General features: G+C 57.6%; 18 protein-coding genes. 9 read left to right on the forward strand and 9 right to left on the reverse strand.

What is annotated here, in order from left to right:
• Position 1: 1 nt before the first annotated feature.
• The 4 genes from nrdE to LA04_RS02175 form a co-directional block, all read right to left on the reverse strand.
• A complete protein-coding gene (gene nrdE / locus LA04_RS02160; RefSeq protein ID WP_047650314.1) occupies positions 2–2146 on the reverse strand; it encodes a class 1b ribonucleoside-diphosphate reductase subunit alpha in 2145 nt (714 codons plus the stop codon).
• Entirely contained in the window at positions 2119–2529 is a 411-nt protein-coding gene (gene nrdI / locus LA04_RS02165; protein WP_047650315.1) for a class Ib ribonucleoside-diphosphate reductase assembly flavoprotein NrdI, read from the reverse strand. Before nrdI ends, nrdE begins: the two co-directional genes overlap by 28 nt.
• Positions 2526–2765: a glutaredoxin-like protein NrdH gene (nrdH, locus tag LA04_RS02170; protein ID WP_047650316.1), complete on the reverse strand. Its 240-nt coding sequence runs from the start codon at positions 2763–2765 to the stop codon at positions 2526–2528. Before nrdH ends, nrdI begins: the two co-directional genes overlap by 4 nt.
• Positions 2766–3008: 243 nt before the next feature.
• Entirely contained in the window at positions 3009–3335 is a 327-nt protein-coding gene (locus LA04_RS02175; RefSeq protein WP_023308924.1) for a DUF883 domain-containing protein, read from the reverse strand.
• A 160-nt stretch (positions 3336–3495) separates the two neighbouring features.
• On the opposite strand from LA04_RS02175, the gene LA04_RS02180 reads away from it, so the two are divergent.
• Complete coding sequence (locus LA04_RS02180; protein ID WP_023308923.1) at positions 3496–3840, forward strand: DUF2002 family protein; 345 nt, start codon at positions 3496–3498, stop codon at positions 3838–3840.
• A gap of 32 nt (positions 3841–3872) precedes the next feature.
• Here the strand turns inward: LA04_RS02180 and alaE are convergent, their stop codons facing one another.
• Positions 3873–4322, reverse strand: a complete 450-nt coding sequence (gene alaE, locus LA04_RS02185) for an L-alanine exporter AlaE (RefSeq protein WP_008502567.1) — start codon at positions 4320–4322, stop codon at positions 3873–3875.
• A gap of 497 nt (positions 4323–4819) precedes the next feature.
• On the opposite strand from alaE, the gene stpA reads away from it, so the two are divergent.
• Complete coding sequence (gene stpA / locus LA04_RS02190; RefSeq protein WP_033146355.1) at positions 4820–5224, forward strand: DNA-binding protein StpA; 405 nt, start codon at positions 4820–4822, stop codon at positions 5222–5224.
• A 38-nt stretch (positions 5225–5262) separates the two neighbouring features.
• Here the strand turns inward: stpA and LA04_RS02195 are convergent, their stop codons facing one another.
• The 3 genes from LA04_RS02195 to LA04_RS02205 form a co-directional block, all read right to left on the reverse strand.
• Entirely contained in the window at positions 5263–5442 is a 180-nt protein-coding gene (locus LA04_RS02195; RefSeq protein ID WP_023308920.1) for a hypothetical protein, read from the reverse strand.
• A 79-nt stretch (positions 5443–5521) separates the two neighbouring features.
• Positions 5522–6043 carry a rhodanese family protein gene (locus LA04_RS02200; protein ID WP_047650317.1) on the reverse strand — a complete coding sequence of 174 codons (522 nt, stop codon included), beginning with the start codon at positions 6041–6043 and terminating at the stop codon, positions 5522–5524.
• Positions 6044–6052: 9 nt separating this feature from the next.
• Complete coding sequence (locus tag LA04_RS02205) at positions 6053–6352, reverse strand: ArsR/SmtB family transcription factor (RefSeq protein WP_047650318.1); 300 nt, start codon at positions 6350–6352, stop codon at positions 6053–6055.
• Between the two features lie 179 nt (positions 6353–6531).
• On the opposite strand from LA04_RS02205, the gene LA04_RS02210 reads away from it, so the two are divergent.
• Positions 6532–6690, forward strand: coding sequence for a YqaE/Pmp3 family membrane protein (locus tag LA04_RS02210; protein WP_023308917.1), 159 nt, complete (start codon positions 6532–6534; stop codon positions 6688–6690).
• Here LA04_RS02210 and LA04_RS02215 read toward each other — a convergent pair.
• The gene (locus tag LA04_RS02215; RefSeq protein ID WP_029742057.1) at positions 6687–7616 is read right to left on the reverse strand and encodes a LysR substrate-binding domain-containing protein; all 930 of its coding nucleotides are present in this window, start codon (positions 7614–7616) and stop codon (positions 6687–6689) included. The genes LA04_RS02210 and LA04_RS02215 overlap by 4 nt on opposite strands.
• 320 nt (positions 7617–7936) lie before the next feature.
• Here LA04_RS02215 and LA04_RS02220 point away from each other — a divergent pair, with 320 nt between their 5' ends.
• The 6 genes from LA04_RS02220 (at position 7937) to LA04_RS02245 (ending at position 15533) form a co-directional block, all read left to right on the forward strand.
• On the forward strand, positions 7937–8542 hold the full coding sequence (locus LA04_RS02220) for an ankyrin repeat domain-containing protein (protein ID WP_039263421.1): 606 nt from the start codon (positions 7937–7939) through the stop codon (positions 8540–8542).
• Between the two features lie 107 nt (positions 8543–8649).
• Positions 8650–10191, forward strand: a complete 1542-nt coding sequence (gene fdrA / locus LA04_RS02225; protein WP_047650319.1) for an acyl-CoA synthetase FdrA — start codon at positions 8650–8652, stop codon at positions 10189–10191.
• Complete coding sequence (locus LA04_RS02230; RefSeq protein ID WP_047650320.1) at positions 10191–11606, forward strand: DUF1116 domain-containing protein; 1416 nt, start codon at positions 10191–10193, stop codon at positions 11604–11606. The genes fdrA and LA04_RS02230 overlap by 1 nt, the downstream gene beginning before the upstream one ends.
• Positions 11607–11617: 11 nt before the next feature.
• Complete coding sequence (locus LA04_RS02235; protein WP_047650321.1) at positions 11618–13198, forward strand: hypothetical protein; 1581 nt, start codon at positions 11618–11620, stop codon at positions 13196–13198.
• On the forward strand, positions 13195–14157 hold the full coding sequence (locus tag LA04_RS02240; protein ID WP_047650322.1) for a carbamate kinase family protein: 963 nt from the start codon (positions 13195–13197) through the stop codon (positions 14155–14157). The genes LA04_RS02235 and LA04_RS02240 overlap by 4 nt, the downstream gene beginning before the upstream one ends.
• Positions 14154–15533 (forward strand): amidohydrolase family protein, encoded by a 1380-nt coding sequence (locus LA04_RS02245; RefSeq protein WP_047650323.1) that lies wholly within the window; start codon positions 14154–14156, stop codon positions 15531–15533. The genes LA04_RS02240 and LA04_RS02245 overlap by 4 nt, the downstream gene beginning before the upstream one ends.
• The last annotated feature ends 8 nt before the right edge of the window (positions 15534–15541 follow it).

Here is a 15541-nt window from a genome sequence, read left to right on the forward strand (position 1 = left end):
CTTACAGCGCGCAGGACACGCAGCCTTCAATTTCGGTGCCTTCCAGCGCAAGCTGGCGCAGGCGAATGTAGTAGAGCGTTTTGATGCCTTTCTTCCAGGCGTAGATCTGCGCCCTGTTGATATCCCGCGTGGTGGCGGTGTCCGGGAAAAACAGCGTCAGCGACAGCCCCTGATCCACATGTTTTGTCGCCTCCGCGTAGGTATCGATGATTTTCTCCGGGCCGATCTCATACGCGTCCTGATACAGCGCCAGGTTCTCATTGGTCATAAACGGGGCAGGGTAGTAAACGCGCCCGGTTTTGCCTTCTTTGCGAATTTCAATTTTCGACACGATCGGGTGAATGCTCGACGTGGCGTGGTTGATGTAGGAAATCGATCCGGTCGGCGGTACCGCCTGCAGGTTCTGGTTATAAATGCCGTAGCGCATCACGTCATCACGCAATTGCTGCCACATCTCGCGCGTCGGCAGGGTAATCCCCGCGCGGGCAAACAGTTCGCGCACTTTTTCGGTTTTCGGCTGCCAGTCGCCCTCGAGGTACTGGCTGAAATATTCCCCGCTGGCGTAGCGGGACTGCTCAAAGCCCGCGAACCGCTGGCTGCGCTCGCGCGCCAGCATCATCGAGGTGTGCAGCGCGTGCCAGGTAATGGTGTAAAAATAGAGGTTGGTGAAATCCAGCCCTTCCGGACTGCCGTAGGCGATGCCTTCGCGCGCCAGATAGCCGTGCAGGTTCATCTGCCCCAGACCGATGGCGTGCGACGCGGCGTTACCCGCTTCAATAGACGGCACGCTGCGGATGTGGCTCATGTCCGATACCGCCGTCAGCCCGCGAATGGCGGTCTCCACCGTGCGGCCAAAGTCGGGGGAATCCATGGTGTGGGCAATATTCAGCGACCCGAGGTTGCAGGAGATATCCTTGCCGATGTCCGCGTAGTCCAGGTTCTCATCGTAGGTTGACGCGCTGTTGACCTGCAAAATCTCCGAGCACAGGTTGCTCATGTTGATACGCCCGGCAATCGGGTTTGCGCGGTTCACCGTGTCCTCGTACATGATGTACGGATAGCCGGACTCAAACTGGATCTCCGCAAGCGTCTGGAAGAAATCGCGGGCGTTGATAGTTTTTTTGCGGATGCGATCGTCGGCCAGCAGCTCGTCGTACAGCTCGCTGATGGCCACGTCGCCAAAGGCTTTGCCGTAGATTCGCTCAACATCATACGGCGAGAAAAGCGCCATCTCGTCATTCTCTTTGGCGAGCTTAAAGGTGATATCCGGGATCACCACGCCGAGCGACAGGGTTTTGATGCGAATTTTTTCGTCGGCGTTTTCGCGCTTGGTATCGAGAAAACGCAGAATATCCGGGTGATGCGCGTGCAGATAAACCGCGCCCGCGCCCTGACGCGCGCCAAGCTGGTTGGCATAGGAGAACGCATCTTCCAGCATCTTCATCACCGGGATCACCCCGGAGGACTGGTTTTCGATGCGCTTGATCGGCGCGCCCGCTTCACGCAGGTTCGAGAGCAGAAACGCCACGCCGCCGCCGCGTTTGGAAAGCTGTAGCGCCGAGTTCACCGCGCGGCCAATCGACTCCATGTTGTCTTCGATACGCAGCAGGAAGCAGGAAACCAGCTCGCCGCGCTGGGCTTTGCCGCAGTTGAGGAAGGTCGGCGTGGCGGGCTGGAAGCGTCCGGAGAGGATCTCGTCGGTGAGCCGCTCCGCCAGCGCTTCATCACCCTGCGCCAGGGTCAGCGCCACCATTGCCACGCGATCTTCAAAGCTTTCTAAGTAGCGTTTACCGTCAAAAGTCTTCAGGGTGTAGCTGGTGTAGTACTTCCATGCGCCGAGGAAGGTCTGGAAACGAAAGCCGCTGGCGTGGGCGCGATCAAACAGCTTCACCACAAAGGCGCGGTCGTAGCGGGTGAGCGTGCGCGCGTCGTAGTAGCCCTCGTTAACCAGATAGTCGAGACGTTCATGCTGGCTCGCAAAGATCACGCTGTTGGGCCGCACGTGGGCGGCAAAAAAGGCGTCCACCGCCTCACGATCTTTATCGAACTGGATGCGCCCCTCCCGATCGTAGAGGTTAAGCATCGCGTTTAATGCGTGGTAATCCGGCGTCGCCTGAATCACCCGTTCTGCGGTTGTCGTTGCCAAAATTCGTTCACTCCTTTACGCACGTTTTCGACGTCCTGCTGTGTCCCCATCAGCTCAAAACGATAGAGATACGGCACGCCGCATTTTTGAGAAATGACATCCCCGGCGCGGCCAAAGGCATCGCCGAAATTGCGATTCCCCGCTGCGATAACGCCGCGGATGAGCCCGCGGTTATGAGGATCGTTCAGAAAGCGGATCACCTGACGAGGCACGGCTCCTGCTGTACCGCCTCCGCCATAGCTGGGCACCACCAGAATGTAAGGCTCCTCTACCCGGATCCGCTCCCGCTCGTTCAGCGGAATGCGCACCGCAGGCAGCCCGACGCGCTCAATAAAACGGAGCGTGTTTTCCGAGCTGCTGGAGAAGAACACCAGTCTGCTCATGCCCGTACGGCCTGCGCGGCGATGCGGTTGATCATGTCCGGGCGGAAGCCAGACCAGCTGGTCTCCCCGGCCACCACCACCGGAAGCTGACGGAAACCCTGCGCGCGAAGGGTATCGGCGGCCTCGGGCTGCTGGTCAATATTCACCGTCTCAAACGCCACGCCGCGGCTTTCCATCGCCCGTTTGGTCGCGTGGCACTGAACACAATTGTTACGAGTGTAAATAATAATGCTCATGATTCGTATTTCCATTTAAAATGAGAGTACGGCGCGAATCATCGCGTCGGGTTGTATGTATCTTGCTAAAAGGAATACTAGATGTAGTTGTCTTAAGTTTCAACCATACAAGATATGGGAAATTTAGATTGATATCGCCCCTGTGATGAGCACAGCGGGGCAGGGCAGGCTGTACGGGTTTTTCAGGCTAACGGGCATAAAAAAGCCCCGGCGCCTGAGGCTGCCGGGGCAGAAAACGCGGGCTTATTTACGCAGGCTGAGCAGGGCACCGACGAAGATGCCGACCGCCGCGACGGTTCCCAGAGTACATAGCGGTTTTTCACGCACGAAGGTCGTAGCACAGCTTGCCATATCGCAGGCTGCCTGCGTGGCGCGTGAACGTCCGTTCATGCGGGCGCGAGTTTCACGGAGCAGAGACTGAGCCTTACGCTTTGCGGCATCCGCTTCGTCCTTCGCGTCACTTCCCCAGGACTTCAGCACCTCTTCCAGCGTGTCCGCTAATTGGCTGACATCATTACGAATATCCTGAGCGTCGTCATTAATATCGTTTCGGTTCGGTCTGTTAAACATACGATCCTCCGTAATTTTGTGTTCCCGTTCAGTTTAGTTCAGAAATTTAATATCTGAAGCGCATCACGCGTTATCCGGCAGTTTATGGACTATTCTGAAAGCCCTGCTATTGCTGAATACTGTAAGGTTGCCGGGCAGGAAAAGATAACGAGGAAAAGATATGTATTTACGACCTGACGAGGTGGCACGCGTTCTTGAAAAAGAGGGATTCACCATGGATGAGGTGACGCCAAAAGCGTATGGATATCGCCGCGGCGAGAATTATGTTTATGTTAATCGCGAAGCAAGAATGGGACGCACCGCTCTCATTATTCACCCGACGCTGAAAGACAGAAGTCTGTCATTTGCTGAGCCTGCCTCGGATATTAAAACCTGCGATCATTATCAGCAATTTCCGCTCTATTTAGGCGGTGAACGGCACGAGCATTATGGTATTCCGCACGGTTTCAGTTCGCGTATGGCGCTGGAGCGATTTTTGAAGGGACTGTTTGGCGACGTACAGTAAATCCGCGACTGGCGTGCGCCAGTCGCTTCACATCACGCTTTTGCCTGGCTGTACTGGCTGACCTTAAACAGACGGCGGCAGTAGTCGAGGAAATAGCCGTAAACGGCTCCCATCAACATCGAAATGACAATATTCGAACTCACCGCCGCAGCGATCTGGTGCCAGTCTGCACCGACTGTCAGGAGAATGGCCACGTAAACCGGTGACTGGAACGTCACATACGCCAGAACGTCTGCGAGGTTTTTCACCCAGCCTGCAGGACTGATACGACGCGCGAAACGCATTACCGCATCGCGGTATAAACCGTAAGGCCATGCAATAATAATATTGACCGGGATCGCCACCAGACGAGAAGAAAGCGACTGCTCGAAGGACATTCCGGAGAGGAATATTTCGATCAGCATGTTCACGACGGAACAGTAAACAACCATCGCGAAAGTATCCGCCACCGCGTGGCGCAGGCGAGATTGCGGCGAGAACATGTCTGAACTCCTTGAGAAGAACACAAAAGAAACGATTTTCCTTCAGCGGTTAGTGCTTTAGGTTGGTTTGTTTGACGTGTATAGCGTATATCTCTGAGTTTGAACTAACAACTAGTGATTAATTTTTATTTAATCGCCTTTTGTCCACAAAATTCTCTAAAGTTGTTCGTTTTTTGTTCCGATCGTTATAATCTGTCTCGATTGATAATTTTTATATTAAAATCAATAACTTGATTTTATAGGTGGCGAGAAGCAGGCATTTACACCTGATGGCGGGTGAGTATGCTGTGATTTGGATTAAGCTTAGCCATTTATATTAATAGGGATGATTGGATTCACCGGTGTCCTGCCAGCACCTTGCGCTATTATTAACAATGAGCTCTAAATATATTTACACCGACGCCCGTACGGACCCTTGGGTAGATATTTCAACTCAAATGAATTATTCTGTCGGCGATTTATCTATTTATCCCCCAAAGAAAAGGTTTCCAAATAATATGTCTTTGACGTTACAGAATCTTAATAATATCCGAACCCTGCGCGCCATGGCGCGTGAATTATCCCTGGACGTTCTTGAGGAAATGCTGGAAAAGGTCAGGGTCGTTACTGAAGAGAAACGCAGCGAGCTGACGGAATTAGAGCAGCAGCGTGCTGAGCAGCAGGAAAAAATTAATGCTCTGCTGGAGCGGATGAAAGCCGATGGTATTTCCCCGACTGACCTGCTGGGTTCTGAACTGGCGCAGGCGGGTAAGCCAGCGAAAAAGCGTAAGCCGCGTGAAGCAAAATATCGCTTTATTGACCAGAACGGCGAAGAGAAAACGTGGACCGGCCAGGGCCGCACGCCGAAGCCTATCGCCAGCGCGCTGGCAGACGGTAAATCACTGGATGATTTTCTGATCTAACGGATGAGCCGGGCGGAACACGCCGCCCGGCTTATTGTTCAGCAGACGCCGAAATCGCCTTCTTCGGTATAAGGCGCCACATCGGCGGCTTTCAGCGTATATTTCTCGCCTTGCTCATTGCTGGCCTGGACCGCCACAATGCTGTCACCGTTCACTTCGAGCACTTTCAGTTTCGGGCCGCCTTTACGCGGTTGCACATAATCACCGACAGAAAACATATTACCTCCTCATCGTTTTAGCGATCTTCACCTTAGCCCACGCATGACGCCGGGTACAGCGTAATTCACCGATTACTGCTTATGAGGTACGCCGGTTCCATGGCATCACCTTGAGCAGTCGCGCCATGCCGCAAAAGCCCGTCACACCGGCGAACAGCAGCCCGGCTCCGACAAAACCGCTGAGCAGGAAAAAGCCGCTGGAGACGCTATAGCCCAGCACCACGCCGCAGAGTATCAACAGCCCGGCGGCAATTTGTACCTGACGCATCAGCGGCAGCGGCTGGGACTTGTCTTCGACGGTAGGCAGCCCGTCCTGCTTCCAGCCCTGAATGCCCCCCTCGACCATAAATGCCTCTGCGGGTGCGGCGGCCTGAGCCAGGCGGTCGGCATTCCCCGACGTCCGGGCGCCGGACTGGCAGTGAAAAATCACCGTATCGCCCGCCTGCGCGTTAAGTGCGCCGGGTAAGGTATCCAGCGGCACGGACCGCGCGACGGGGATATGCTCGCGGGCGTACTCATCGGCATCACGAATATCAATCAGTTTTGCGCCTTCAGCGACCCGGGCATTGGCCTGGCGCGGTGAAAGAAGAGGAAGTGACATGGCGGCTCCTTACGGGCAATAAAGGGTTTTCAGGGTGCTGATAAGCTGATGTACCGCATCGTTTTTAATGGAATAGAGAATGCGCTGCGCGTCGCGGGTGCTGTCGATAAGCCCTTCCTCACGCATGCGCGCCAGATGCTGAGACGTAGCGGACGCGCTAAGCCCCGTTGCTCGCGCAAGCTCCCCCGCGCTGGTGCCGGGCGCTCCGCACAGGGTGCAGAGGATCAGCAGCCGACGGGGGTTGCTCATCGCTTTTAAGAGTGTGGCGGCCTGCCCGGCGCTGGCCTGAAGCTGTTCGAGTTGGGTCATAATAGTTTAGCATTTACTTAATTAAGTAAATGCTAAACTAATTCGATGCATTAAACCAGCGTCTAAAGCGTAAAAGAGGGTAAACGCGAGGCCCGGAACTGGTACAGACGAATAAACTGGCTATGCTTACAGCGTTCTCTTTATTATTTTCAATGGATTAGACTGAACGGAGTGTTTATATGGGATTTTGGCGTATTGTTTTTACGATCCTTATACCGCCGCTGGGCGTGCTGTTGGGCAAAGGGTTTGGCTGGGCGTTTATTATCAACATTCTTCTGACGCTGCTAGGCTACTTCCCCGGCCTCATTCACGCATTTTGGGTACAGAGCAAAAGCTAGGCGCGCCACAGTAAATCGCTATAGATATCGGTCAGCACCCCCGCAGGACCAAACTGCTGCTTGATCCACCGCGTGACCTGGCCGGTTGCGGCATGCTGCGTGGCGAGCAGCATGCGCGAATCCTGACGCGGGTTATTAATCCGTCGGGTGACCAGCAGCCCCGCTTCTACCGCCTCGCGGGCCATGTATTCCGGCAAAAAGCCAATCCCTTCGCCCAGGATCTGACACTGACATTTGGTGTTAAAGTCCGGGACCAGAATCGCCTCCTGTCCGTGCAGCAGCCAGCCGACCTTTTTGTTAATGGTATGCGCGGTATCTTCCACCATGATGTTGGGATACAGGCGCAGCTGGCTTTCCGCTATTGGCTCCGGGGTGAACGCCAGCGGGTGTTCCGGCGCGATGGCAAACACCCAGCGAATGGCGCCGATCTCGGTGTAATCAATCCCGCCGCCGTCCAGCAGCGTGTCCGGCGCGCCAATCGCGATGTTGGCCTGGTTGTTGATGATGGAGTCCCAGACGCCGTTGTAGACCTCGGTGGTCACGGTGATCTGACAGGTGGGAAACTGCTTTTTCAGCACCTGTAGCAGCCGCGCCGTGTGGCGTGGGGTATACAAAAGCTGGTTGATACAGATGCGCACCCGCGCCTCAATGCCCTGAGAAATGGTGTCAATCCCGCGCTTGATGGCGTGAAAGTCGTTAAGAAGGTCGGTGGCCTTACGATAAAAGTAAAATCCGGACTCGGTCAGCTCGATGCTGCGCGTGCTGCGGACGAACAGCACCACGTCCAGCCCGGTCTCCATGCGCTTAATGGTGTAGCTGATGGCGGAGGTTGTTACCCCCAGTTCGGCGGCGGCTTTGCTGAAGCTGCCGAAGCGTGCGGCGGTAGTAAAGGCCAGCAGGTTCTCCTCGGTAAAGATGGAATTCATATCTCACTCCCTCCAGCCATCAGTTTTGAACATATTTTAACAGCGTCGTTACAACGCATTTGAAGCCGATCACAGTTCTGACTCTTTGTCGAAAGCCGCATGCAGTAAGGCTTCGGCAGACATAAGCATAATGCAGGCAGAAGCGATAAAAAGCGGGGAAACATAAGAAAAAGGTTGCACAGACGCACGTTTTGACCGGTTTATTGAATTTACCTCAACAATGAATTGACTGTCGATGAATCATTTTTAAGCGGATTCTTTTATCACCAGGCTGTTGCTATTCTCAGGTCAACAGAAATAAAAACATCGGGAGTCTGAATATGTCTGCGAACGAACTCGTTACTGAATTTCTGCTGGCGGCAGAAGAGGGCAATAGCGATGCGCTAAAAGCCTGTCTGGAGAAAGGTGTGGATATTAACGCCACCAACCGCCAGAAAAGAACCGCCGTTATTATTGCCAGCCTGAAAAAGCATTATGACTGCGTGGCGTTATTAATTGCCGCCGGGGCGGATATTGATAAACAGGATCAGACCTGCTTTAACCCCTTCCTGATTAGCTGCCTGACTAACGATATCACCCTGCTGCGCCTTGTCCTTCCGGCAAATCCCGATCTTGACCGCCTGACGCGCTTTGGCGGCGTGGGCATTACGCCAGCCAGTGAAAAAGGGCACGTGGAGATCGTCCGCGAGCTGCTGGAAAAAACCGATATCAACGTTAACCACACCAATTTTGTCGGCTGGACGCCGCTGCTGGAAGCGATCGTGCTCAACGACGGCGGCGCTAAGCAGCAGGAGATCGTGAAGCTGCTGTTGGATCACGGCGCGAACCCGCACATGACCGATAAATACGGCAAAACCCCGCTCGAGCTGGCGCGGGAAAAAGGCTTCGATGCAATAGCTGACCTGCTGCTGGCGGCGGGCGCATAACGCATTCGGTCAGCCGCGTCCGGCTGGCCGTTAATTTAAACAGCATTTTTACCGACGTGCATTTTGCACGACGGCGGCCCCCTTTTATCCGCATTCAGGAGAAAATAATGCCCACAAAAATCGTCATAAAAAAGAACACATATTTTGACTCCGTCTCATTAATGTCCGTTTCCACCAAAGCCAATAAATTACCGGGCGTCGAGCAGGCGTTTGTCGCGATGGCGACGGAAATGAACAAAGGCGTATTAAAAAACCTCGGGCTATTAACGCCGGAATTAGCGGAAGCCAAAAACGGCGACCTGATGATCGTCATTAAAGGCGACGCGGCGAATGATGAAACGCTGGCGGCCATCGAAGCGCTGTTCACGCGTAAAGAGAGCGGCGGCACCCATGAAGCGCGCTACGCCACGATTGCCAGCGCCAAAACTCATCGCCCGGAGAGCAACCTCGCGGTGATTTCAGTCAACGGCACCTTCGCTGCCCGCGAAGCGCGCCAGGCGCTGGAAAACGATCTTAACGTGATGCTGTTCTCCGACAACGTTTCGCTCGACGACGAGCTGGCGCTGAAGCAGCTGGCGCACCAGAAAGGGCTACTGATGATGGGGCCGGACTGCGGTACCGCCATTATCAACGGCGCGGGATTGTGCTTTGCCAACGCGGTGCGCCGCGGAGCGATTGGCATCGTCGGCGCCTCCGGCACCGGCAGTCAGGAGCTGAGCGTGCGCATTCACGAATTCGGTGGCGGCGTGTCGCAGCTGATCGGCACCGGCGGTCGCGATCTTAGCGAGAAAATCGGCGGCCTGATGATGCTCGACGCCATCGACATGCTGGAAGCGGACGACGCGACCCAGGTGATTGCGCTGATCTCCAAGCCGCCGGCCCCTGCGGTGGCGGAGAAAGTGCTGGCCCGAGCACGCGCCTGCCGCAAGCCCGTGATCGCATGTTTCCTCGGCCGCAGCGAACCGCCCGCCGATGAAGACGGCCTGCAGTTTGCACGCGGCACGAAAGAGGCGGCCCTGAAGGCGGTCCTGCTCACCGGCATCAAAAAAGAGTCCCTCGATCTGCATCCTCTCAACTGGCCGTTGATTGAAGAGGTGCGCGCCCGCCTGACCCCGCAGCAGAAGTACATTCGCGGCCTGTTCTGCGGCGGCACCCTGTGCGACGAGGCGATGTTCGCGGCGCTTGCGAAATTCGACGACGTCTACAGCAACATCCAGCCGGATCCGGCTAAGCGCCTGAGCGACATCAGCGTCAGTAAAGCCCACACCTTCCTCGATTTTGGCGACGACGACTTTACCAACGGCAAGCCGCACCCGATGATCGACCCGACCAACCGCATCAGCCGCCTGCTGCAGGAAGCCCGCGACCCGGAAGTCGGGGTAATTGTGATGGACTTCGTGCTGGGCTTTGGCGCGCACGAGGATCCGGTCGGGGTGATGATCGACGCTATCAAAGAGGCGCAGGCCATCGCGAAGGCCGATAACCGTCCGCTGGAGATCCTCGGCTACGTGCTCGGCACCGACCAGGATCCGCAGTCGCTGGCGCAGCAGTGCCAGCTGCTGACCGACGCAGGCGTCATCTGGGCCAGCAGCAGCACCAACACCGGATTACTGGCACGCGAATTTGTCTGCAAAGGGGAGAAAGCATAATGACGACCTTATTCAACCAGCCGCTGAACGTGATTAACGTCGGCATTGCGATGTTCAGCGACGATATCAAAAAACAGCACGTTCCCGTGACCCAGCTCGACTGGACGCCGCCGGGACGGGGCAATATGCAGGTCGTTGAAGCGCTCGATCGGCTGGCGGAAAAACCGCTGGCGGAGAAAATCGCCGCCGCCAACCGCATCGCCCTTGAGCGCATTATTCAGTCTCATCCGGTGCTGGTGGGCTATGACCAGGCCATTAACGTGGTGCCGGGCATGACCCGCACCACCATTCTGCACGCCGGTCCGCCTGTCGCCTGGGAGAACATGTGCGGGGCGATGAAGGGGGCGGTCACCGGGGCGCTGGTGTTTGAAGGGCTGGCGAAAGATCTGGACGATGCGGCAAAGCTCGCTGCCTCCGGAGATATTACCTTCTCACCGTGCCACGAGCACGACTGCGTGGGCTCGATGGCGGGTGTCACCTCCGCGTCGATGTTTATGCACATCGTGGAGAACAAAACCTACGGCAACCGCGCGTTCACCAACCTCAGCGAGCAGATGGCGAAGATCCTGCGCATGGGCGCCAACGACCAGAGCGTGATCGACCGCCTGAACTGGATGCGCGACGTGCTCGGCCCGATGCTGCGCGAGGCGATGAAGATCGTCGGCGAAATCGACCTGCGCCTGATGCTGGCCCAGGCGCTGCATATGGGCGACGAGTGCCACAACCGCAACAACGCGGGCACCACGCTTCTTATTCAGGCGCTGACGCCGGGGCTGATCCAGGCGGGCTATCCGGTGGAGCAGCAGCGCGAGGTGTTCGAATTTGTCGCCAGCAGCGACTACTTCTCCGGCCCGACGTGGATGGCGATGTGTAAAGCCGCGCTGGACGCCGCTCACGGCATTGAGTACAGCACCGTTGTCACTACCATGGCGCGTAATGGCTACGAGTTCGGCCTGCGCGTTTCCGGCCTGCCGGGGCAGTGGTTCACCGGCCCGGCGCAGCAGGTGATTGGCCCGATGTTCGCGGGCTATAAGCCGGAAGACTCCGGGCTGGACATCGGCGATAGCGCCATCACCGAAACCTACGGCATCGGCGGCTTTGCGATGGCGACGGCTCCGGCAATCGTTGCGCTGGTGGGCGGAACGGTGGAGGAAGCCATCGACTTCTCCCGTCAGATGCGCGAAATCACCCTCGGCGAAAACCCGAACGTCACCATTCCGCTGCTCTCGTTTATGGGCATCCCAACCGCCATCGACATCACCAAAGTCGCGGGCAGCGGCATTCTGCCGGTGATTAACACCGCCATTGCCCACAAAGACGCGGGCATCGGCATGATTGGGGCGGGCATCGTTCACCCGCCGTTTAGCTGTTTTGAAAAGGCGCTGTTGACCTTCCGCAATCGCTACTTTTTATAAGGCATGCATCCATGAAAAACATGAAGCTGGAGTGGAAAAGAGGTGACTGGGCGGCGTATTTCGGGTTGATGACCAACAACCTGACCAATTTGCTGACCATGATGGGGCTGCTCATTTTTGTCGTCGGCATCCCGAAGGAGATTGTTTATGGACGCATCGCGCCAGCCTTCGGGCTGGCGGTGCTGGTGGCGAGTATTTGCTACGCCTGGTTCGGCATGCAGATGGCGCGCGCCACCGGACGAACGGACGTGACCGCGCTACCGTCCGGCCCGAGCGCGCCGTCGATTTTTACCGTGACCTTCCTGGTCCTGATGCCGGTTTATCAGCAAACCGGCGATGCGGACTTCGCGATCCAGATTGGCCTGGTGTGGTGCTTCGTGGAGGCGATGATCCTCGCGGGCGGTTCGTTCCTCGGTGAAACCATCCGCAAGATGATCCCGCGTACCGTGCTGCTGTCGTGCCTCTCCGGTTTGGGCCTGCTGCTGCTGGCGATGAACCCGATGCTTCAGGCGTTCGAAGCGCCGACCGTGTCGTTTATCGTATTGCTGCTGATCTTCATCAACTGGTTCGGTAAAAAGCCGATTTTCGCCCGTATCCCGACCGGTCTGCTGCTGCTGATTGCCGGTACGGCACTGGCGTGGATCTCCGGTCTGCAAAGCCCGGAAGCGATTAAAGCGTCTATGTCATCCTTCGGCTTTAACCCGCCGGAAGTGCACGTGGACAGCTTTATGCAGGGCCTGCCGCACGCGCTGCCGTATCTTGCCTCTGCCGTGCCGCTGGGGCTGGCGAACTACATCTTTGACCTGGAGAACATCGAAAGCGCCCACGCGGCGGGGGATGAATACCCGACGCGTAAAGTCATGCTGGCGAACGGCCTGGCGTCGATGCTCGGCTGCCTGATGGGGAACCCCTTCCCGGTGACGGTCTACGTCGGCCACCCTGGCTGGAAAGCGATGGGTGCGAGCATCGGCTACACGCTGGCCTCCGGCGTGACCATGTTCATCGTGCCGCTGTTCGGACTGGGGGCGTTTATGCTCGCCATCATTCCAATGACCGCCATCGTGCCGATTCTGGTGTTTATCGGCGTGGTCACCGCCAACCAGGTGGTAAGGGAAACGCCCAAAGTGGAGGTACCGGTGATCTTCATCTGCCTGTTCCCGTGGATCGCCAACTGGGCGCTGACCATGATGAACAGCGTGATGGGGGCGGCGGGCACCAGCGCGGCGAAGATCGGCACCGACGTGCTGCACAGCAAAGGAATTTACTACGAAGGCCTGGTGCATCTCGGCAACGGCGCGCCGCTCGCCAGCATGCTGTGGGGCTGTATCGCCATCTTCGCCATCATCAACAAGCCGCTGCGCGGAGCTGTCGCCGCTGCGGGTGGTGCACTGCTGGCGCTGTTTGGCGTGATCCACGCTCCGGTGGTGGGATTTGCCGAGGGCAGTTCGCTGATGTTCGTCACCGCGTATCTGATGATGGGCGGCATGTTTGTGGTGAAGCATGTGCTGGATATCTCTGTCACTCCCCCTCTCCCTGTGGGAGAGGGCCGGGGTGAGGGCACCAGAACGCACCTTCTAAAGGACACAAAATGAAAGAGCTTATGGTCGTCGCCATCGGCGGTAACAGCATTATCAAAGACAACGCCAGCCAGTCGGTTGAACATCAGGCGCAGGCGGTGAAAGCGGTGGCAGAGTCGGTGCTCGAAATGCTGGCCTCCGACTATGACATCGTGCTCACCCACGGTAACGGCCCCCAGGTGGGGCTGGATCTGCGCCGCGCCGAAATCGCCCACGAGCGGGAAGGGCTGCCGCTGACCCCGCTGGCAAACTGCGTGGCGGACACGCAGGGCGGGATTGGCTACCTGATCCAGCAGGCGCTCAACAATCGCCTGGCCGCGCGCGGGGAGCAAAAAGCGGTCACGGTCGTCACGCAGGTGGAGGTGGATAAAAACGATCCGGGCTTTACTCACCCTACCAAACCTATCGGTGCGTTCTTCACCGAGGCGCAGCGCGACGAGCAGCAGCGCGCACACCCGGACTGGCATTTTGTCGAGGATTCAGGCCGTGGCTACCGTCGCGTGGTGGCTTCACCCCAGCCGCTGCGGATCGTCGAGGCGGATGCCATCAAGGCTCTGACGCAAAAAGGCTTTGTGGTGATCGGCGCGGGCGGCGGCGGAATACCCGTGATTCGCAGCGAGCAGGGCGACTACCAGAGCGTCGATGCGGTGATTGATAAAGATCTCTCCACCGCGCTGCTGGCGCGCGAGATCGGCGCCGACGTGCTGGTGATCACCACCGGCGTGGAGAAGGTTTGCATCAACTTCGGCAAGCCGAACCAGCAGGCGCTGGACACCGTCAGCGTGGCGCAGATGACGCGCTACAGGGAAGAGGGCCACTTCCCGGCGGGCAGCATGCTGCCCAAAATCGTCGCCTCGCTGGAATTTTTACACCACGGCGGCAGGCGCGTGATCATCACCTCGCCGGACTGCCTGCCCGCGGCGCTGCGCGGGGAAACCGGCACCCATATCGTTAATGAAGGGAGAATAAGATGAGTGAAAACAAAAGCCGCCGCGAGTTTATTAGCCAGAGCGGCAAAATGGTCACCGCCTGCGCGCTGTTTGGCGCCACCGGATCCGTCGCGTATGCTGCTGACTCCGCGAAGCCAACCTGCGAGACGGGCAAACCGATGAGCATCACCGCGAAACATTACTATCTGGACAACGTGCTGCTCGAAGCCGGGTTCAACGTCGACGGCGGTGTGGCGACGAGCACCCGCACCGAACTGAAAACGCTGGAGATTAACGACGGGAAGTTCGTCGCCCTGCGCGACAACAAGCGCCACGCCGACGCCACGCTGCCGCACTACGATGCAGGCGGCAAGCTGATGCTCCCGGCGATGCGCGATATGCACATTCACCTGGATAAAACCTTTTACGGCGGTCCGTGGCGCTCCCTGAACCGCCCGGCGGGCACGACGATTCAGGATATGATCCGCCTCGAGCAGAAGCTGCTGCCGAAGCTACAGCCCTACACCCAGGAGCGTGCGGAAAAGCTGATCGATCTGATCCAGTCGAAAGGCTCCACCATCGCCCGCAGCCACTGCAATATCGAGCCGGTTTCCGGCCTGAAGAATCTGGAAAACCTGCAGGCGGTTTTATCGCGCCGTAAGCCCGGCTTTGACTGCGAAATTGTCGCTTTTCCGCAGCACGGGCTGCTGCTGTCGAACTCCGAAAAGCTGATGCGCGAGGCGATGCAGGCCGGGGCGCACTACGTGGGCGGGCTGGATCCAACCAACGTCGACGGCGCGATGGAGAAATCCCTCGACACCATGTTCCAGATTGCGCTGGACTACGACAAAGGGGTGGACATTCACCTTCACGAAACCAGCCCGGCGGGCGTGGCGGCGGTGAATTACATGGTCGAGACCGTGGAGAAAACGCCGGAGCTGAAGGGCAAGCTGACCATCAGCCACGCCTTTGCGCTGGCGACGCTCAACGAGCAGCAGGTGGATGAGATCGCCACCCGCATGGCGGCGCAGCAGGTGACCATCGCCTCCACCGTGCCGATTGGCACCCTGCATATGCCGCTGAAGCAGCTGCGCGAGAAGGGCGTGTTCGTGATGACGGGGACCGACAGCGTAATCGATCACTGGTCGCCGTACGGTCTGGGGGACATGCTGGAAAAAGCGAATCTCTACGCCCAGCTCTATATCCGCCCGAACGAGCAGACGCTCTCCCGCGCGCTCGGTATCGCCACCGGCGACGTGCTGCCGCTGAACGACAAAGGCGAACGCGTGTGGCCGAAAGCGCAGGACGACGCCAGCTTTGTGCTGGTGGATGCCTCCTGCTCCGCCGAGGCAGTGGCGCGCATTTCACCGCGCACCGCGACGTTCCATAAGGGCAATCTTGTCTGGGGCTCGGTGGGTTGACGTGCATT

This window comes from Enterobacter sp. UCD-UG_FMILLET (assembly GCF_000762975.1).
In the GTDB taxonomy this organism is placed as follows: Bacteria; Pseudomonadota; Gammaproteobacteria; order Enterobacterales; family Enterobacteriaceae; genus Enterobacter; species Enterobacter dykesii.